Source organism: Actinoplanes sp. NBRC 103695, assembly GCF_030269485.1.
GTDB lineage: Bacteria > Actinomycetota > Actinomycetes > Mycobacteriales > Micromonosporaceae > Actinoplanes.
This window is the reverse complement of sequence record NZ_BSTL01000012.1, coordinates 1-21,486: the sequence shown is the minus strand read 5'-3', so window position 1 is coordinate 21,486 and position 21,486 is coordinate 1. Positions and strand designations below refer to the sequence as shown.

Annotated in this window: 5 protein-coding genes; 1 reads left to right on the top strand and 4 read right to left on the bottom strand. The window is 69.2% G+C overall.

Going from position 1 to position 21,486, the window contains the following annotated elements:
* Window positions 1–24: 24 nt before the first annotated feature.
* From QSK31_RS22100 to QSK31_RS22085, 4 genes are all read right to left on the bottom strand, one after another.
* Window positions 25–2,115 carry a hypothetical protein gene (locus QSK31_RS22100; RefSeq protein ID WP_285686182.1) on the bottom strand — a complete coding sequence of 697 codons (2,091 nt, stop codon included), beginning with the start codon at window positions 2,113–2,115 and terminating at the stop codon, window positions 25–27.
* Between the two features lie 105 nt (window positions 2,116–2,220).
* A complete protein-coding gene (locus QSK31_RS22095; RefSeq protein WP_285686181.1) occupies window positions 2,221–3,249 on the bottom strand; it encodes a CE1758 family FMN-dependent luciferase-like monooxygenase in 1,029 nt (342 codons plus the stop codon).
* Between the two features lie 4 nt (window positions 3,250–3,253).
* Window positions 3,254–3,583 carry a YbaB/EbfC family nucleoid-associated protein gene (locus QSK31_RS22090; RefSeq protein ID WP_285686180.1) on the bottom strand — a complete coding sequence of 110 codons (330 nt, stop codon included), beginning with the start codon at window positions 3,581–3,583 and terminating at the stop codon, window positions 3,254–3,256.
* Between the two features lie 99 nt (window positions 3,584–3,682).
* Window positions 3,683–18,982 carry a hypothetical protein gene (locus QSK31_RS22085; protein WP_285686179.1) on the bottom strand — a complete coding sequence of 5,100 codons (15,300 nt, stop codon included), beginning with the start codon at window positions 18,980–18,982 and terminating at the stop codon, window positions 3,683–3,685.
* Window positions 18,983–20,857: 1,875 nt separating this feature from the next.
* Here QSK31_RS22085 and QSK31_RS22080 point away from each other — a divergent pair.
* The gene (locus QSK31_RS22080) at window positions 20,858–21,391 is read left to right on the top strand and encodes a hypothetical protein (protein ID WP_285686178.1); all 534 of its coding nucleotides are present in this window, start codon (window positions 20,858–20,860) and stop codon (window positions 21,389–21,391) included.
* The last annotated feature ends 95 nt before the right edge of the window (window positions 21,392–21,486 follow it).

Sequence of the window (21,486 nt, the reverse complement as noted above, 5' to 3'; positions counted from 1 at the left end):
ACACACTCCCGCGCTGTCGGGCCGTCAGTGGCAGAGGCTGAGCTCGTCGCTTATCTGATTCACCGCGAACGCCTCATGCGGCCGGTCGGAATTGGACACCAGCTTGAACAGATAGTGGTAACCGACCCGGATCTCGCCTGTGAAGCAGTCGATGGCATCGACAAGCGTGCGTATCCGATCGGGATCGACGCTGGTAAGGCCCTGGTCGTAGATCTCACCGAGCATCTTTGCCACAGCGGCGTGACCGAGGTCGAGTTCCGGTGCGCCGGGTTGCCGCTGAGCCCGCTCGTCGGCGAACTCGCCCTTCGCACCGAGCAGGATTTCGAGCTCCCGGGCGGTGAGCGGACCATACTCGTCGGTGGTCAGCGGCCGGAACATGTCCCGCAGCCGCACCACCGCCATATTGAATTCAAGTCTCTCGTCCGACGGCAGGCTCATCGCCCGATTGGTAAGGTAACCAAGCACCGTCTGCGCATCGAATCGCACGTTGGCGGGTCTGGTCTCATCGGTGAGAAACGGGCTCGACGGCTCCATCGACTCCTTGTCGGCCCACCGCGGATCCGTCGACACTCGGGCGTCGATCCCCACCAAAACGGACAGCGCCGGCAGTGTCCGGTCAGGCAGATAGAACGGGGCTTCCCCGATCGTTCCGGATCCGAGTGGATTCGGCTGCGCCGCCCTGGCGTCGGCCGCATCCACCTTGCCCTTGAGAATTGCCGCGTTCTCCGGAGTGGAAATCTCCGGCCGATGCGAGTCCATAAGCTGTTGCACGGCCTTCCAGCTGTCCGACCGAATCAGACTTTCCAGCATCGGCGGCAGATTTTCTTTCGCCGAGTCCGCCTGCAGCACGCGGCGAATCAGGTCGGCCGAGAGTTCGAAGTACCTGTCCCGGTTCACCCCGCCGCGGTGGACCACTTCCCATTCGTGCCTGTCGAGGCCGACGGCCTGCGGCGAGATGACCTTGGCGTCGTACTGAACCGTGGCCAATCCGTTCAGATCCTCGAGCGATTCGGTGGAGACGATCACGGGCTCGTGGAGACTCCGCAACGCCTCGGCGAGCTCTCTCTTCAGATTCACGTCCAGGGTGGGCTGGCCGTTCTTTTTCGGGCCACGCCGGACCTGCAGGAGGATCACGTTTTCGTCGTGGATCGAGGCGGCCTTCTCGCGGATGTGATTACCCATGGCGGTCGGCGCCGACCAGGCTCCCAGCTCCGTCACGCCCGGATTCGCACCGTCCCGGACGCGTGCCTGCTGCGCCGGGACGGGAAACGCCTGGTTGTGTACGTCGAGAAGCATCACCCGAGTGGCTGGCTGCTCCATGACGAGCCGAGCATCATCACCCTCGAGATCGGTCTCCACCAGGGCACCGGCGGGTCCTTTCGACACATCGACCCAGTACCTCTGGCCGCGGTCGGCGAAGAACAGGTACGTCTGCGGTTCGGTGTCGCCCGGCTTCCACCCGTGCACCAGCGCGCGTGCCCCCTGGTCCACCTGCGACAGGACCCCGCCCAGGTCGAACCGCTCGAAGCCGGTGGCCAGGCCGCGCTCGGCGGTGAACCTCCCCATCGGGGCGTTCGAGCCGGCCAGGTCTGTCATCCGCAGGCCAGGCAGCTCGCCGCTCAGCGCGGCCAACGCACCCAGGGTCGTACCGATGTCGAAGTGCTCCCCTTGAAGACCGGCCAGGAAATCGACCAGCCGGCTCATCGACGGAGCCGCGGTGTCCTCCGCCAGCGTGCGCAGCGCGCTCTGCCGCCGGACGATCGCGTCGGGAACAATCCGGTTGGCACCGTCGCCCGTGCCCACCGCGACATCGAGCCGTTCGTGCGCGGCGCGGAGCGGCGCGGGGTCGGTCACCAGCTCCTTCGTGCCGCTGTCGAAGAGGTCGACCACCAGGTCGATACCCTTGCTGGTCGCGCTCCGGACGTACTCCGCCAGTCTCGGGTTCTGCACATCCTCGGTGCCGACCAGCAGATGGTGTCCCTCAGACCCGGAGACGGCCCGGACCGCGTCCTCCAGGCCGGGGTCCAACGGCGTGGCCGCTGAACCGGTACGGAATACTGACGCATTGGGGCCGACCGTGTTGATGAACTCGGCGCAATCCTCAAGCACTCCCACCACGGACTCCCATCGAGCATCGCTGAATCTGGTACGTCACCAGAGATCGTCACAGCGCGCCGCGGAGCGTCGACAGTCCTCCATGGGAAGGACGGGCGTAGTCCCTCAGCCGATCCGGATGCGGGCGGCAAGCTCCCTGCGCAGCACCGGGAGCACTTCGGCACCGAGCAGGTTGATCTGGTCGAGCACCGCCGCGAGAGGGAGCCCGCCATGGTCGATGAGAAAGAGCAGACGCCGGTAGTCGCCGACATAGTCCCGGTACCCGAGAACCGCGTCGATGACCTGCTGGGGGCTGCCCACCACGAGCGGGGTGGTGTTCATGTGCTGCTCGAGGGAAGGGCCGTGGCCATAGATCGGTGATCTGTCGAAATACGGCCGGAACTCACTGATCGCGTCCTGCGAGCGCGGCCGGACGAAGACGTGACCGCCGATCCCCACGACCGCCTGCCCGGGTTCGCCGTGGCCGTACTCCGCGTATTTCTCGCGGAACCGCTGAATGAGGGCCGCGGTGTGTTGCCACGGCCAGAAGACGTGGTTGGCGAACAGGCCGTCACCGTGGCGGGCGGCCAGATCGACGGTCTCCTCGCTGGACACTGTCGCATGCCAGACGAACGGCGGCCTGCTCGCGTAGGGCCGCGGCACCGAGGTGAAACCTTCAAGTGGGGTACGGAATTCGCCGGACCAGTCGACCTTCTCCTCGGTCCACAGCCGGCGCAGCAGTCCGTAGTTCTCGGCGGCGAGCCGGTGGCTGTCCCGGGAGTCCCGGCCGAACCACGGGAACACCGGACCGGTGTTGCCCCGGCCGAGCATCACGTCCAGACGCCCGTCGCTCAGGTGCTGGAGGGTGGCGTATTCCTCGGCGATCCGTACCGGATCATTTGTCGTGATCAACGTCGCCGCGGTGGACAGCAGCAGGTGGCTGGTCTGCGCGGCGACGTATCCGAGCAGGGTGGCCGGTGCGGAGGAGGCGTAGGGAGGGTTGTGGTGCTCGCCGACGGCGAAGACGTCGAACCCGGCCGACTCGGCCTGCACGGCGATGCGGGCCAGGCCCTTGAGGCGCTCGTGGTCGGCCGGCATCTGGCCGGTCCGGGCGTCAGCCGCACGATCACCGATGGTGTAAACGCCGAACTGCATCTGATCAGTTCCCCGACAACAAGCCCTTGGTGACGTCGTCGAAGATGTCCTGCATGTCGTTGGCCCGGCGCTCGGTGATCTCCTTGAGCTGCCGTGCGATGTCCTGCAGCGCGGCCAGGACGGCGTCCTGGACGGCCTCCCGGCCGTAGTCGTACACCTCCGGATCGATCCGCACCGAGCGGTACTCGCCGGTTGCGGTGACCCGCACCTTGACCGCGCCGCCGGCCGCCGAACCGATCAGCTCGATCTCGGCCATCTTGTCGCGGATGGCGCTCACCTGGTCCTGCATCGACATCGCCATGCTCATCGCGCGGTTCAGGTCCGGCTGGGTCACGGCAGCCCCTTCCCTCGATGTGGTCCGACGTACGCCAGCCTGTCACCGAGCCGCGGAGCGCTGTAGTCATCCGTGTGGGGACGGTCGATGTCCACCCGTTCAGCAATCCATGATCAGGTACGCGAGGCGGGTGAGCACCTCGCCGGCGGCACCGACGGCCTCCGGACGTTCCAGTACGCCTTCCATCAGCTTCTCCTTGAGCCGGAAGGGCAGATCGTTCTTGAGCCATCCGGGCGCGCGTTCGGTCGCGATCGGCCGGCCGTTGAGGGTTCGGTGGACCAGGTCGAGCGCCCAGCCGGTGGCGCGGTCGACCGCGTCCGGTGCGGGGAGATCATCGACCATCCGGGCCAGCATGGCCAAGGCCGGTACGCCGGCCGTACCGACGTGCTCGATGAGCAGGTGACTACGCAGGTGGGGACCGGACTGGTCGAAGAACCGCCGGGCCACGCCGGGCAGCCCCAGGCCGGCCAGCCGCACCTCCCACTGCTCGGCTGTGGCCGGCCCGCCGGTGACGTCCTCGACGGTCTCCGGCTCGACGACATCGACCTCGGCCGTCGACGCGGTGTGGGCCAGCTCGCGCAGGCGCTCGGTGTGCGCGGATCCGGACCGCTGGACGCCGGTGATCCATTCGCCGGACCGCCCGAAAGTCTGGTCGTACCGGGTCAGCCAGTCCTCGATGAACGACTCGGCCAGTGTCTGCCGAGTCGCTGCCGGCGTCTCCTCCTCGCCCTCGTCCTCGTCGACGAGGCGGGCGAAGGCCGTCGCCGCTCGCGCCGCTTCCACCTCGAGCTGGGCATCCTGCAGGATCCGGAGTGGCACACTGCTGACCAGCGCGGCGGCTGTCCGCCTCAGGCTTTCGCTTCCGGCCCGGATCGCCTCATCGACGAAACCGTCCCGCCGCATGCCCGCCAGCGCATGGTCGATCGCCGCCTGCAGCGCGTCATCGATCTCGGCGGCGATCAACTCTCGGGTCGCCTCCGCGACCATGCGGTCGGGGCGGGCCAGGGCCCCTTCGATCTGTTCCCAGGTTTGCCGGGCGACGTCCTGGATCAGCTCAGCGACATCGGCGGGGGCGTCGGCGCGGTCGGTATCCGGCTCCGACTCCAGCTCCGGCTCGGACCGGGACGGGATCGTGCCGGCTTGGAGGTAGCCGGCGTATTCGGCTTCCAGATCACGGATCCCCCCGGCCAACCGGTGCGCCCGGCCGGCGTCCGTGGCGGAAAAGAGGTCACCGCGGAGGTGCCACGCGTGCACCTCGTCGTCGATCCGGGCGTACAGATGATCGATGACGCCCCGCATCTGCCCGGGCGCGAACCGGATGGCGTGGGCCCAGGCCAGAGCTTCGGCCACCGCGACGGGAATCGTGTCCCGGATCCGGTCGACCACGGCGTCGTCAACCTCGCCGAGGACATCCTCGATCTGGTCCCGCGCCATTTCGACAGCACTGCCGACCGCGTCCTCGATTTGCACGAGCCCGTGCAGCAGGCCGGTAATCGGGACGCGGTGTGAAACCAGTTCCGGGAAATGGGACAGGACGGCCGGCAGAGCGTCGAGCACGCCGGGTCGAAGCAGAACATCAGCGGTCTTCAGTGCGTCGCGCAACCGGTCCAGGGTCGGCTCGTGCAGGAACGCCCGGCCGGCCGGCGACTCGGACAGCAGGAGCAGGGCCGGATGCTCCAGCCACCGTTCGACGAGTGGGGCGATCTGGTCGCCTTCCCGCCGGATTTCCTGTTCGATGTGCTCAGGGGCGTACCTGTGGATGGCGGCCCCGTTGCGGATCTGCTGCAGGACCGGTGCGCGGCTGGGGGCGACGCGGTCGACGAGGAAACGGAAGATCGACTCGGCCTGCTCCGGCGGAAGTTGGGTGAGTGCCGTCTCGTCGCTCACCACGACGTCCGCGATAGCGCCGGCGAGACTCAGGTCCGCCTCACGACGCGCGGGAATCTCCCGGTCGATGGCCGTCAGATGGCGTTCCAGCAACGCCGGCGCGCCCGCTTCGGTCAGCCTTTCACGCATCGAATGCAGAATGGTCCGGGCGTCGTCGACCACCGAGTGGGGCGTGTGCGGCGGCCAGTCCGCCACGAAGGAGTCGTACACGTCAGCCGCGTCCAAGCTGTGCTGGAGTGCCTCCTCGGCCTTCGCATCGGCCGGCTGCACCCGATGCCGGTCGAGGTAAGCCAGGTACGCGTCCTTGGCCGCCTTGCGGGCGGTGTCGTCGAGCCCCGGGTATTCGGCGGCCCGCTCGTCGAATCGGTCATTTGCCAGCGTGCGTCGCTCGTGATCAATTCTGGCCTGGGTGCGACGATAAGACATCCGCTTCACCAGATCCGGGTAACTCGCCGCGAACATGGTCGCCGCGGCGTCCAGCGATTGCGGTGCGAGACCGACGCTCTCCGAGATCAGTTGCTGCACCCACGACTGGAATTCCCGCCGCATTGCCGGGGCCAGGGTCGGATACTGTTCAGCCCAGTCCGAAGGGACACCAGGGTCCGCTGCCTGAATCCCCGACACCCGCCGGTTGAATTCGGCCCGGCTGTGGAACGTCGCTTTGAATTCGTTGATGAGACCGGAGTAGAAGCCCCTCCAGCTCGCATCGGGGTTCACTGTGTACGGTCGCCCCTGGGCGGACGCCAGCCGATCGAACTCGGCGTCCGCACGAGCCTTGAATTGCACTGCCAGCCTGGCCGCGAACTGGGCGAGCGCGGCGTCGGCCGGATCCCTGATGACCCGCTCGGCGAAATCCGCCACGAAATCCGGTCGCTCCACCGTGAAATCCGGTCGCCGTACCTCGAGATCCGGTTGCCCCACCGCTTGGGGGACCGCCGTTGCCGGGGTTTCCTGGACCGGCTCAGCCTGCGCCGCGACCTTCTTCGGAGCAACGTCCTGGGTGTACGCAGCGGCCGCCGCGGCTCGCCATTTCGCCGCCATCTCGTCCGCGGCGCTGGTCAGTCTCTGCCGCACCTCGGCGAAGACGGCACGGGTACCGAGGGTGACCTCAGCGTCATTGGTCCAGTTCGCGGTCCGGTGGAACTCCTCGATGATCTCGCTCGCCCGGGCCGGCAGATCGAGCTTCGGCCTCGGGTGCATGTGGTAGGGCCGCGCGATGTCCGCCCGCAGTCGTCGGCCGAGTTCACCGAGCTGGTCCAGCTCCCACTGCGCCACCCCCTGCCGCTCCCAGATCGTGCGGTAGCCGCCAAGGGCTTCGTCGATCAGATCATCCAGTTCGTGCCTGAGGATCTGGCTTTCGAGGAGGCGTTCCACAATGGACGGCAAATCCGGGGTGATAGCGATGTTGGACTCAGCGAGCAGTGCCTCTCTTGTCGACGCGACCGCGCGAGCCCCGACGTCCTCGGCGACCTCATGCCGCGCCACGGCCGCGCTCAAGCGGCGATCGATCTCCTCGGAGTACGTCCGCACCTTCTCGGCCCGGGCGGCCCGGGCGGCCAGCCAGTCGGACAGCCAGGAATCAGCCTTCGCCAGATGTTCCTCCAGCACCTCCGACCAGGGACGCGCCGAGTTCAGATCATTGGCCTTGACGGCTTCGCGGTGCTTCCTGCGATGCTCGTCGAACTCACTCGTCACCATGGTCCGGAAGGCGTGCTCGGCCTCGGGATCCACGCGGTCGCCGACGTCTCCGCGCGCATCCTGGAACCGGACGTGCATGGCGATCCAGTCGCCGAGCCCGGTCAGTTCTTCCGTGAGGTGCCGGTCCCAGACCTCGCGATCGAAGTCCCACGCTTGACTGTGTCGTCGCTCCAACTCGTGGCCCAGCCGCTCGGCGAACGCGGTGACGGCCCGGATTCCGGCCTCGGGCGATTCGCTGCCGAGGCCGGCCAGCGCCGGCTGCGCTACGGATTCGATCCGCTCCATCAGCCGAGCCTGGTCGGCGGCCAGACCGGCCCCCATCGGCACGGGCACCGGATCCTTGCTGATCGAGCGGACCAGGCCCGACGTCAGCTCATCCAGGTCGAGGCCGGGGGTGTCGACGGTCGCCAGGCTTCGCGCGATGTCGCGTACCAGTCGTACCTGATCCTCCAAGCCCGGTAGGGGCAGAGCCGCCTTCCGGTTCAGATTCAGATAACTCTCCAGTGCGTGATGGATTTGGCTGGAGAGGCGCAGGCGAGCCACGTCGGACAGCCCTGGCACGATCGCATCGACACGATCGCGCACCCGGTCACGGATCTGGGACACGGTGATCCAGGCATCGGCCGACCCGAGTATCCGGTCCAGCCGGCTGCGCCACGAGCGCGCGTCGCTTCCGGAGAACGACGCCTCGTCGGAAGTCAGACTGTGGCTGTCGAGGAAGAGCTGTTCGATCGCGGTACGGAACCGCGCCGCGGCTTCCGGCGCACGGTCGACGAGCTCGGCCGGCAGCCGGCTGTCCAGGAGCGTCCTGGTCTCGGCGAGCGCCGCCGCCCGGCGGTTGTACGAGGCCACCCAGGTCGTCCGGTGCATGAGGTGACGGTGGAGAATCCGCTCCCAGGCGACGTCGGTGAGCTCCCACCATTGCTTGCGGCGCTTGTCGAAATCATCGAGGATGCGCGCCCGCAGCGCCTGGTCGCCCGCACTGTCACCCAGCTGGGCGTCCAGGCTCCGCCACCGGTCACCGATGGGCGGCGCGAGCGGGACCGGGGCGGAACGCAACGACTCCAGGGCCTCGTCGACGGCCTCGCCGACTCGTTGCCCCGTCCATTCGCGATCGCGGAAGGTCACCGCGTCGTAGGCCGACGGCGCGAGGTCCGCTGTCCAGAACGTGGCCAGCCCAGCCAGGTCTCTCTGCTCCAGGTCGGGCCAGAGCGCGAACGACGACGACAGATCGAGCTGACGAGCGACGCGTTTTTCGATCTCCGCGTCGACCGCCCGGACAATCGCCTCCGACGTGGCCGGCCGCTCTCGCAACCTCGCGGCCAGGGCCTGGCCGACATCCCGCCGCAGCCGCTGCCCGAGCAGATGCACGCTGATCCAGGACTCGCGCAGGCGCACCATCGAGTCAAGCGTCTCCGACCGCATCGTTGCACCGCCGGCCGACGCCGGGGCGGCCTGGAGGCGCCGCTCGGCGGCCACGACGAAGGCGTTGACGGCGGCCCGCCTGGCCGGAGCGAGATCCGCGCCGACAGCCAGCGTCGTCGCCGCCAGGGTGGCCCGTTGCGGCACACCGGCGAGCCACGCCGCCTGATCGAAGTTCCAGTCGGCGGCCCGGGCCTCGTCGTACCGGACCAGCTCGTCGTCGACGAACGCGGGAAGCATCGCGATCGAGAATGCCATCGGACCGCTCTGGAGCTGCGCGCTGATGGATCGGCGCAACACGGCTCGGTCGTTCTCGGCATCGGCCGACCGGCCGGCCGGGACCGGTTGACCGGCCGCGATCCGCATCAGCGGCCGATCCTGCTGAGCCTCTGCCCGCATCGCGTTGGCAACCGGCCGCATCCAGGCGAACTGATCTTTTGCGAGCCGGTCGGCGGTGGCGACGAGCTCGCGGTCGATCTGCGCGAACAGGCCCTGCTGCTCCAGCTGACCGAGCGATGTCATGCGCAACGCGTCGAAATACAGGTACGGACGAACGACCGTATCGATGGTCTCGATCAGGGCACTTCTGGCCGCCGCCCGCTCTTGCGGGCCGGCGGCTTCCCGGCCCCAGCGCCGGTCGAAGGCGCGTGTCACATAGTCGGAGGCGCGCTGAGCGACCGCCCGCACCGTCAGCCAGCCGTCGAGCTTCGCGACCAGGGCGTCGTACACGCTGTCGAGGCTCTCGCCGCGGCCGAGCGCGACGCGGCTCCCGAAGATCTGGCGCGCGTACGCCCTGAAGTCCTCGGCCGCTCTCTCGAAGGCCGATTTGTACGACGGCCAGTGGGCATGCTTGCTCAGCTTCGCGAACGCGTCGTCAAGCGCTGTACTCACCATGTGGTCGAGCTCAGCCATCTCGGCCGGGTGAGCCGAGACGTCCGGCGTGAGCTGCGCCGGCTCGGCCACCGCCGCGGGCCGGTCGTCGAGCGCATCGAGTGTCGGCTCCTGGTCCGTGGGGTGGCCGGCCACCCAGGCATCAGCCTGGGCCAGATGTTCCTCTAGTTGCTCCCCCCAGGGACGGATCAGACGGAACACGTCGTGGGTCCGGACGGCCTCGCGAAGTTCCCTGCGATGCTCGTCGAGCTTGCTCAGCAGCATGTCCCGGAACGCCCGCTCAGCGCCGGGATCCGCCTGGTCCTCGACGTCTCCGCGCAACTCCTGGAGCCGCACGTGCGTGGTGACCCAGTCGCCGTACCCCTCGAAGGTGTCCGCGATGTGCTGACTCCAGGCGGCGCGATCGAAGTCCCACTCCCGCGAATGCCGCCGTTCCAGCTCCTGACCGAGCGGCTCACCGAAAGCGATGGCAGCCCGTTCCGCTGCCTCGGACCACGGTCCCTCGAAAAGGTGCCGCATCGATTGGGCCGCCGCCTCGAACTGCTCGTTCAGCCGGGCCCGTTCGCCGTCCAGGCCGGCTCCGGCATGCACCGGAAGAGGGTTCCGGCCCAGCGAACGGCGCACGTCCGCCAGCAGCTCGTCGCTGGTCAGTCCGGTATCGGCGACCTCGGCGGCCGACGTGAGATCGCGGGCCAGCCGATCCTGGTCGGCCGATCCCGGCTGCGGCAGAGCCGTCCGCCGGCTCAGATTCAGATATTGCCCGAGCTCGGCGTCGATCCGGTTGGAGAGACGTTCACGGACCTGATCGGAGAGCCCGGGCGCCAGCGCGTCGACGCGATCCCGGACCCGATCGCCGACCCGCGACACCGTGATCCACGCATCAGCGGAACCGAGTATCTGATCCAGCCGGCGCCGCCACGAGTCCGCGTCGGCCTCGATGAACCGCTGGTCGGCGCCGACCGCGATGAACCGGTCGTGGAACAGCTCTTCGACAGCGGTGCGCAGGCGTGCCGCGGCTTGCGGGGCACTGTCGGCATAAGCGGCGGTGAGCCGGCTGTCCAGGGCCGACCTGGTCTCGGCCAGCGCGGCCGACCGGCGGTTGTACGAGGCCACCCAGTCCGGCCCCTCCTTGGCGTACTTCCGGAGGACCTGCTCCCAGCTGCCCTCGGAGAATTCCCACCACCGCTCTCGGCGCTCGTCGAAGTCGGCCACGATGCGCTCACGCAGCGCCTTGTCGCCCGCGGTGTCACCCAGCATGGCATCCACGGCGGCGTGCCACCGCTCGACCGTCGACCGGGCGACCGGCACCGGGTTGGCGTCCAGCGATCGGAGACTCTCCCCGACCGCCGCATTCGCTTGCCGGAACACCGACACGCCGTCGTCGAAGGCCACCTGCTCCTCGGCGGTCAGCGCCACACGCTCGGTCCAGAACGTGGCCAGCCGGGCCAGGTCGCTCTGCCCCAGGTCGGGCCAGAGCCCGGCCGACGCACTCTCAGCGAGCTGACGAGCGATGCGCCGCTCGAGCTCCGCGTCGACGGCCCGGACGACCGGCGCCGAGTCGATCGGCAGCCGCCGCAACCTCGCGGTCAGGGCCTGGCCGACATCCCGCCGCATCCGCTGCCCGAGCAGATGCACGCTGATCCAGGAGTCGCGCAGCCTCATCATCGAGTCGACGGTGTTCTGGACCGTCCGCTCGTCGGAGAAGGTGTGGGTGGGCCGGATCCGCCGCTCGACCGTGTCGATGAAGGCGTCCACGGCCTCCTGCGCGGCTTCCTCGAGATCCTCGTCCACGGCGATCCTGGTCAAGGCCCTTTCCGCGGCCCGCCGGACCCCGGCCATGACCCGCTCGTGATGCTCGAAGGCCGCGAACCATCGATCTTTGTTCTCGAGATGCTCGTCGAGAGTCCTGCGCCAAGCAGTTCGATCGAAGTTCCAGTCGGCGTCGTAGGCCGTGTCGAACCGGGCCAGCTCCGCATCCACGAATGCGTCCTTGGCCCGGTCGTCCGGCACCTGGGTCGCCGGGGCGGATGCACTCGTCCGCTCGCTGTCGAGTTCGGCCCGGATGGACCGGCGCAACGCGGCTCGCTCGCCTTCCACGCCGGCGTTCCGGCCGACCGCGACCGGTCGGTCGACTGCGATCCGCACCAGCTCGTCGCGCATCGTCTCGGCCATCGTCTGCGACAACCCGAGTCGCCGGCTGGAGAGCTTCCCGGCGTCCTCGACCAGCTCTCGGCCGATCTCCGCGAACAAATGCTCCTGTTCCGGGCGGCCGAGGGACTGCGCCCGCAGCTTGCCCAGACGCAGGTAGCTGTCGATGACCTTTTCGACGCTGCCGGTCAGGGTGGCCTTGACTCGGGCCCGGTCCTGCGGGTCGAGGGCGCGTTGGCTCGAGTCCTGGTCAAAACTGTGTACAACCTGGTCGTGGGCGCGCTTGCCGGCGACTTTCACGGTCAGCCAGCCGTCGAGCTTGGCGATGAGGTCTTCGGACTCACTGTCGATTCGGTGCTCTTGCCGGAGCCTGACGAGGCCCTCGAAGTTCCGCCTGACGTACGCGATGAACTCGTCCGCGGCCCACCTGAATTCGGGATCCTGGCCGGGCGCGCCGAGCTTCGCGAGGGCCTGATCAACCGCCGAGCGCACCTTGGTGTCGAGCTCGGCCAGCTTGGCGCGGAGGGCCGGCGGCATCCAGGCACCCGCGTCGGCGGAGTTCTGCTCATTCTCCGGGGCGCCGGGACGCCAGGCCCGGCGGCCGGCGTGGCCCGTCTCCGGGTCAGCCGGCTCGGTCACCTCGAGACGTAGTTCGCCGGCAATCGACCGGGCGTTCCTCAGCTCGGCGTTGATCTGACTCTCCACCGCGGGCCAGTCGAGGAGCCAATCGATCATCGATCGTTCGTCGGCGATACCGACGATCTTCCGGGTGAAGGCGTCGATGGCCGCGTTCTTGGCGGCGGCGTCGGCCGGGTGGCTCGCCAGTGCGCTCTGTGCGGCGTCACGGGCGCGCTGCCGCAGATCCGCCCGTACGGCCTCCATACCGTGGCCGGCCCGGGCCGCGACCGGACGCTGCTCGACCGATCGGATCAAGCTGTCGCCCAGCTGGGTGAACTCGGCGTTCCCGGGTCCGCCGGGCAGCGCGGCGGCCAGGTCCCGGGCCAGCCGGACCTGTTCGGCCGGGCCGACCGAGAACGACTGGCTCGACGAGCCGGCCTGAGGCGAGCCGGCTCGGGACATCAACTGGTTGCCTGTCCGGACGAGACGCTGCCCGATGACCCGGTCGATGACCGCCCGGGCGGTGGCCTGGTCCTCGGGCCGGCGGAGACCGGACGCGGCGAGCCGTTCGGCCCGGGCGGTGATCAGATGCGTCGAGACCCACGAGTCGAAAGACGTGAGGGCGTCGATGTAGCGTCTCTCCCATACCTCGTGGTCGAGGGAGCTCGGCGCCTCGGGGTATCGCGTCCGGAACATCTCGCGCATGGCGTCCTTGAAGGCTTCGCCCGCCGCGGCCAGGTCGGCTTCCGACGTCCCGTTCCTCGGCAACTGGGCCAGCCGGCCCGGCACGTCCCGACGCAGCTGAGACTCCAACGTGTCCAAGGCGTCGAGCCGCCGGGCCAACCGCGAGGCGGAATCGTGCAGACCGGCCGGATTCACCAGGCTGTTGATCTCCGTCTCGAGCGCGGACCGGTCGACGATCCAGTCGAGCACCGGCCGCCTGTCGATGGCGTCCAGCGCCTTGCTCACCACGGCCTCGACGGCACGCTCTTTCGTGGTTGAACCGGCCGGGTGCCCGGTCATCACCTGGTGAAGCTCACGCCGCATGCGAACCTGCAGCTCCGAACGGAGGTCGTACAGGCCTGCGCCGGCCCGGGCCGCCACCGGACGCTGCTCGATCGACAGCCTCAGCTCGCGGCCGATCCGGCCGAGGTCGGAGTCGGGAACACTGCCCTCCAGTTCGGTGGCCAGCCGGTCGGCCAGACGCCTCTGTTCGGACGGGCCGACCGAGCCGGGCCGCAGCCGGAGCTCCGCCTGCACGAGACGGTCCCCGATGACCGTCGCGGCGATGTCCCCCACCCGCTCTTCGAGGCCCTGAGCCCGCGCGAGCTCTTTCGCCCGGGCCACGACCAGATGCGTCGACAACCAGGTGTCGAGCGATGCGACCGCCTCGGTGTACCGCCTCTCCCAGGCGGCATGGTCCGAGGGGCGGGGCTTCTGCGAATAGGTCGACTTGAACATGTCACGCATCGCCGACTTGAACGCTTCGCCGGCCTGTTCGAGGTCGGCCCGGGAAGTCCCGTACAACTCCAGCTGTCCCAGCAGCGCGTCCACGTCGTCGTCCAAGCGCTCGTGCAGGGCCAGGTCAGCGTGCATCCGCCGGGTGAGCAGGGTGATGGACGTGTCGAGGTGTTCCGGGCTCAGAGCCTGCTCGACCCGGGCGTCCCACTCGGTCCGGTTGAAACCCGCGGTCGCGTACGACGAGGCCAGGTCATCGATCGTCTGCCGGCGCACGATCGAGATGGCCTCCGCCTCCATCGCATCGGTTCGGGCCGGCTCCGGCCGCAGATCGGACAACGCGTTGTCGAACGCCTGCTCCAGCCGCTGACGTGCGGCGCTCAGCCCGGCTCCCCCGGGGAAGACCGGGTTCAGCGTGGACAGCAATACGCCCACCCGTTCGCGGACGGCGACAGCCACCGGCCGGACCGCCTCCAGCAGACGACCCTCAACCCGCGGCGCGATCTCGACGGCCTCACGCCAGATGCCGGACAGCAGGTCCTTCATCTCGGTGACGCCCATCGAGTCCGGTGGGCGGCTCGCGCTCAAGGCCCGTAGCTCGTCGGTGAGGCGAGACTTCAGCCCCTCGGCGTACGCCCGCACGATGGTTACCTGGTCGGCCGGCAAGTGGGTCGGCATCCGATCGGCCACGGCCATGTCCACGGCGGCCGAGACGCGCCGGCCGAACTGCTCCACGGCCAGGTGCAGATCGGCTCCCCGGGACAGCGTCTCGTACTGGCGCTGGACGGTGGCCAGGACCTCGCCGTCGGCCCGAGTCGTCGTCGCGGTCTCGTGGACGCCGTCCAGGAAACGCTTCTGGATCGTCCGGGCCGCTCGACCCGCCTCGGCCCGTTCGCCGTCCGTGCGGTGGTCAAGCCGATTGATCGCCGCCTGGAAGTCCTCGTCGAGGCGCCGGCGCAGCGTCTCCTGCGTCGCCTGCCACTGGCGCCTGCTCAAGGTCTCGCTGTACTCGTCGACCTTCAGCTTCTCGCGGCCCAGCCAGGTCCGCTGGTCCACCTCTCGGGACAGCGACGTGTCGTTCGCGACGAAATATTCCGCACGGTGAGCCTCTCGCATCTCGGCCACGTGCTCCGGGCGCTGAAGGTCCTTGGCCCGGCCCAACGCGTCCGCCTCGATCTTCTGGAACTCCGCCGCGCCTTCGGTCAGCCGGACGCGAGCCTCCGCAGCGGCGTCGACACGGTGCTGCAGGTCGGCTCCGAAGGCGTCCAGCCGGCTGGTCCACTCCTTCCGCAGCTCGCCCAGCGGCACCTCTCCCCGGCCGGCGGAGTGGAAGATCTCGTCATAGACACGCTTCAGGCCGATCGCCAGGTTCTCCACGACAAGTTCCCCGGGCGCTCCGTGCGGGATCGAAGACGGATCTATCGTGTCCAGATGAGCGGAGAGATCCGCGTCGACGGCCTTCGCGCGGGCGATGTTGTCGAGCTCCCGCTGAAGCCGCTCTCCGGTCAGCTCGTCGAGGAAGGCGTACAAGTCGTCGTCGCGGGCCTTCTCCTCGGCGGCCGTCGGCTTTCGCGGCAGGCCGGTCTCGGCGTCGAACGGATCGCTGAAGGTCTCCGAGACCCGGGCCTTCGCCCGGTCCAGCAGAGCCTGCCGGAGGTCGTCCAGCTGAGCTTCGTGCAGGTCGGGGGTTAGCCCCTCCGCCCGGCGCGACTCGTTGCGCAGGGTGACCGCGCGCTCGACGTGATGGCTGAGAGTGTTGTTGAGCGAAAACTTGAGATACGCGTCCCCGCCGGCCGCCGCCGACGTCGACGCGTCCTTGGCCTTCTTGAACTCCGCCTCGATCTCGTCACTCGTCGGAAACAGCGATTTTTCCCCTGTGCCCGGTTCACCGGCCGGCCGAAACGGGCTCTCCCCGGCCCGGAACCATTTATCGACCATTTCGGCCTCTGCCGCCCTGGCCTTCACCGCCGCCTGCGCCGACGCCACATCGCGTTCCGCGCGCGCAGCTGCGTACGCCCGCTCCGCGGCTTGGGCGTCTCGCACCCGCGCCGCCGCCTTGTCGTCCGCGAAGGAACGAGAGATCTTGTCGCCGGATCCAGCGCCCTTCGCCACGTTGTCCGCGAAATCCGGGTCGCGCCGGGCGAGCCAGTCGTACCCGCTGCGGAGGTCCTTCTCGATCAGGACCATCCGGTCGGCGGCCAGGGTTTCATCCACCCGGGCGGCCCACAACCGAGAAACCACGACGTCCGGCGACAATCGTTCCAGGCCGTATTCGCCGTCCGGACCGAACCACGCCTCGTGCTCGGCCCGGACGACGTGGCCCGCGACGGAACGCAGCTCCCGCAGCACCACTTCGGGGATGTTCAGCCCACCGGCCGCCGTGACGCCGTCGGCCGCGCGCCGCCCGTACTCGGCCGCGTCCAGCTCGTCGAGGTATCGCTCGATCCGCCTCGACAGGCCGTGCGGCGCGGTGGGATGAGTGTCGAGCAGGCTGTCCAGGCGCATCCGCACCTGATCGGGCACGGTCAGTTCGAGGCGCCCGGCCAGCTCGGAATCCTCGCCCGACGCGACCCGATCCAGGGACTTGGCTGCGAATGTGTTGAACCGCTCCCAGAACTCCGCGCGCAGAGCCTGCACGCCCCGCTCCCCGAACAGGGCCGCCCGGTCCGACATCCGCGCATGCGTGTCGAACAGCGAATCCACCCGCTGCTTCGCGCCACCGGCCGCGGAATCCCAGAGCGCCCGGGCCTCGAGCCGCTGCGCGAGCGAGCCGTGCAGTTCGTCGTACGCCCGCTGGAAGCCCCCCTGATCGAACGCGTCGTGCCAGGTCGATCGACCCAGGAAACGCTCCGCCGCGGCCCGCACATCGGCGACGAACGAGTCCTTGACCGACTCGAACCCGTCGTCCCAGCGCATGCTGGTGTGCGTCGGAAGGTTGATCTCGACCAGGTCGGCGTCGGCCCGCGCGCGTTTCAGGATCAGCTGATGCACGGCGTCGAGGTCGAACTGATCACCGAACCGCCGGACCCGCATCGCCGTGGCGTTCTCGCCGGTCCTCGCGCCCGCCGAGATCTCGGGTTCCGCGGCCACCGGGCGTTCACCCAGCCAGGTGATCCGGTCACCCTCCCCACCGGGCAGCCGCCTGGCGATCGCCCGCGCCTCGGCGGCCATCGGCCCCGAAACGGGATGGCCGGCCGCACCGACCAGTATGTCGCCCTGGTGGGCGTGGATGCCGCTGCGGATCTGGAAGGCCACCTCGACGGGTACGTCCGCTGGCCGGACCCAGACGCCCCAGTGGTGAAACTCGACCGCCCCGCCGTCCGAAAGCGGATGCGCGGTACGCCCCGCGAGCTTCTCGAACTCCGATGGCGTGGCGTTCCTCAGGTTGTCGCCGCCCCGGAAGTGCCACTCCACGGCCAGGTGCGGAAGGGTGACCCGGCCCGCCGCGTCGATCGGCAGCGCCCGGGTCGCCAGGACCGGATCGGGCCGCGCCGCCATGGTGACCGTGATCCCCGCCCGCTCCGCCAGTTCGGCCTGCTCGGCCGGCTTGAGGTAGGGGGCATGCACGACGGTGTGCGGGCGGAGCGCGGGGCTCAACACCGACAGCGCGGCCTCCGGATCGACGCCGGCGCCGAACACGATCCGCCGGAGGCCGGGAACCTCGGCCAGAGCGGATGCCGCCGTCACCACGTCCAGGTCTTGGCCGGCCTGATAGCGGCTCGCGTGGACGACGGTGCCGCTCCGCACCTCGCTGACGTGAAAACCACCGGCTTTGAGGAGGTCGCGGAGCAGGCCGTCGACCCGAGCCGGCTCTGGCGTCACCGCGTGCAAACTGTGGGCATTCCGCAGCAGATCGGCCACGACGTGATCGGCCGGTGGCGGCATGTCCTCCACCGCGTACCGCTCCTGCACATACGCCGTCCCCAGCCGGACCAGTGTCTCTTCCGGGACGAAGGCCAGGGAGTGGGGGCTGAGCCGCATGAACGCCTCGACCGCGTCGCGGGCGTCAGCCGCCGGCAAGACCGCGACCTCGACATCGTCGGAAAGGCGCGGTGACCGCGGTTCCCCGGCCCGGTCGGCCGGCGCGGCCACGTCAGTCTTCGCCGCCGGCACGGCCACCTCAGTCTTCGCCGCCGGAATGTGAGCGGTCGCCCGTTTCAACGCGCGGTTCTCGGCGATCGCCGCGTCGCTGAAGTGGTGGCGGATCGCACCAACCATCTTCTCTTGGAGGTCGTCCCAGTGCCGGACCGTCGCGACGCCGAGGGAACGGGTGCCGTTTCCACGCATCAGGTCCCCGACGGCGATCCGCACCGTCTCCCGGACCCGCTGCAGGGCGGCGATCCGGTCGGCCTCACCGACGCCACGGGCAGTCGCTTCCGCGTACGCGGACTCAATGTCTCTTTGCAGCCGGATCATCTCATGATGGGCGACACCGTCGGCGATCGTCTGCCGTCGCAGTTCCCGCAGCCCGTCGGCGAAGTCACGCTCGGCCATGTGGAAGTGGGCACCGCCCGGTCTCGCACCGCTCGATATCGCCCGGCCCAAGGTGCTGTCGAACATCGCCTTCACCCCGGCACTGTGCTGTGCGCGGAACCGTACGGCATCCTCCGGGCTGAGCGATTCCAGGGAGGACAGGCGCTGCTCGCCGCCCGTCCGGAGCTCCCGCACGAGCGCGGCGGCATGCCGTTGGGCCTTCGCGTACTCGCCGGCTGCGTCCCGCCACACCGACTGCGCCCGTTCGGCACTCTTCAACCCGGCGGTGTACTTGGCGTTCACCTCCTCGACCGAAGTAGCCCTCACGGTCGGGGTCCTATTACTGACCTGCACATCGCGAAGGGGAAACTTCGAGATGTCGTGCTTGAGCGCGCCGAACTCCTTGTCCCGCGCTGTGGCCCACTTCCGGGCGGCCCGCTCATCGCCGCCGTGCAGAGCACGACCCTCGGCCAGGGTGAGCGACCGGTCGCCGAGCGGCTGGGAGTGCAGCCGGGCGACGGCGTCCGGGTCGGCCGCCCGATGCTGACGCAGCGCGAACCGGAACTCGTCGGCTGCCTCGGCCATCTTGACCGGGTTGCGCGTCTTGAACCCCTGGGCGATGTCGCTGACGAGATCCTCCCGCAGGCCGGCCCTGCGCCCGACATACTTGGTGATCTCACCCAGTGCGTCCGGCAGAGCCTTCGAACCCAGTTCCCGGAACTCGTTGCGGACGACCCGCCTGATCTCGTCGATGTGCTGCGCGAGGCCGGCGTGGCTGACGAAGTTGTCGACGAAGCGGTCCATCACTCGCGCATTGACGGCCGCGAGCTCCGCACGGGGGTCCGAGATGAACTGGCGGTACACGTCCGCCTTGACGTCCGCCCAATAGTGACGCCAGAGATCCCGACTCTCCTCCGCCCGTACGTCTTCTATCCGCGCGGGACGACCGTCGACGGTGTGTCGGTCCATGGCGCCGGCGACGGCGGCGTTCCCCTTGGCGGCCGTCTCCAGATCGGCGTGCGGGTTGCGAGGGACCTCGTTTCCCGCTGTCCGGGGAGCGTCGGCATGCGTCCCCCGACCCTCCGATCCGGTGGGCCGAGACCCGCCGGATCCGCCGGCCATGGTCCGATCCGCGGCCGGCAGTGGATCGCTGTGCAGGGTTCGACCTGCGTTGGCCGGTTCGCCCAGGCCGTCCCGTGACGCCGGCGACGATGGCCGCGACGTGGCGTGGCCACCGGCCTCAACCGGCGGGCGCGATTCGGAACCGGCGGGGTGGCCGGTCGATCTGGGCGGTGCGCCGGCCGCCTGGTCCGGCACATTCGGCAGCTCGGCACCGGGCCGAACCGGCACCCGCGGCGACTCTCCACCGGCCGTGCCGGGCACCTTGACCGGCTCGGACCCCGGCTGGACCGGCGCACGCACCGGCTCCGATCCCGGCTGAACCGGCGCACGCACCGGCTCCGATCCCGGCTGAACCGGCGCACGCACCGGCTCCGATCCCGGCTGAACCGGCGCACGCACCGGCTCGGGTGCTTGCCGGCCGGGGTGGAGATCGCCGCCACCGGGCCGCTCTCCCGTCCCTGCCATGGGCGGGCGGGCCGAAGCTGCCTCCGGAGAAGCGGCGGGGGGATCGACCCGCGGTTGCTCCCCGCCCGAAAGCCCGCCGGGACGCGGGCCGACCGGGCTGGAGTGCGGGGCGGCGTGCGACGGTGTCGAGACATTCTGGTGGAAGTTGCCGACGTCCGACGGAGTCTTCGGGAGCTGCGCCGGCGGCTGGACGTTCGCCTTCGGCGGGGGAAGATCATTCAAGACGCGCGGGGGTACGGACGGTTGCCCGGCGGCACCATGTCCGGTCGAGGGCTGCGCCGTCGGAAGGTCGCCCCGCGGCGCGGCCGGCTCTCCTCCGCGCGCCGCCGCACCCGGGTGTCCGGCGTCAAGGTGCGCGTTCGGGGTTACCGGCTGCGACTTCGGCGGCTGGGGCGGATGCGCCGACATCGAAGACTCGCCGTGGACCGGGTGCGGTGACTCGGGTCCCAGGTTGAGAGGCCGCAAACCGGCCGGCTGCTGGCCGTCGACGCCGGCTTTGGGAGTTTGGGCACCAGCGCCCAGGTCGGCGTGCGGACTCTTCAGCAACGGCGTCTCGGCGCCCGGAGGCCCGCTGACCCGGCGTACTCCCCCCGGTGGTTCCAGGTGTGCCACCTGCGGTGTCGTCCCATGCCCCTCGGTCACATGGGCGACCGGCCGCGCCGTCGCGCCGGGCGATCCGCCCGCAACCGTTTCCCGGCCGAGACCGTCACCCGTTGCTCTCGGACTGAGCCCGGCGCTCCGGACAACCGGCGTCGGCGTCGGCGCGGTGATTCCTTCCGTCCCACGCCCGGTCGGGCCGGCATGTGACTCGGGACGGGGCCCCGTGAGATTGGGGTTGTCGACGTGAACGTCGGGTCCGTGGACCGAATCGGGCGTCTGGCGCGTGGCCGGCTTGACGTCTGGGTTCACGTCGGTGAGATTCGACGGCAGGGACGGCCCGTCTTTGACCCCCGGCGCCCCTCCGCGGAGACCGTTGCGCAGCTCTTTCCAGTTGATCGAGAAAAGGCCACCCAGCAGAGCTCCCAGACCGACCGCGAGCGCTTCCCACGGGGTGAGCTTGAAGGGGGCGCCGCTGGCCCCTGCCCCGATTCCTTGAGCGATCAAGTCGATGGCGAACGCTTCGATGCCGTAGACGACAAAGCCGGCCAGAAATTCCAGGAACGCGCGGCCCAACGCGGCCCCCAGGCTCGCGAGGCGGGTAGCCAGGTTAACCGCCATCCGGGTGATCGCGGCAGGGATGATGATGAAATCGAAGGGCAGCATCCGGAAGAAGAACAGCAACGAGACGAGAGCCTCGAGAAACTGCTTGTTCAGCTCCCGGATCTTCTCCTCGACCTTGTTGGCCATGTAGCGGAGCTGGTTGGCCCACATGCGCGCAGAGTGCACAACCTGCCCGACGGAGTCCCCCAGAGCGAAGGCCGCTCGGAGGGCCGCCTCGTGCGCCTTACCGGACCATTCGTACGGAAGGATGTCGAAGGATCGGGACAGCTCACTGAGCCGATCGGCCTGAGCGTCCCATGCGTCCGCCTCGTTACGCAGATTCTGTGGATCCGGAAGGACCGGGTCTGCCACGGTTCAACGCTCCTCGCCCTAACCTCAGTCTTTCGCTTGGCCGTCGGCCCATAGCTATGATTCGATGAATGCGATTCGCGTGCTTTTAGCTGTTCTGTAGGCATGGTGAGGGCCCGGCGCTCGGCCGGGTTCCTCCGTGTTGCTGGTTG

Coding starts and splice junctions, on each gene's coding strand:
- QSK31_RS22095 (WP_285686181.1), bottom strand. CDS start 3,249: ATGCAGTTCGGCGTTTACACCATCGGTGATCGTGCGGCTGACGCCCGG.
- QSK31_RS22085 (WP_285686179.1), bottom strand. CDS start 18,982: ATGGACCGCTTCGTCGACAACTTCGTCAGCCACGCCGGCCTCGCGCAG.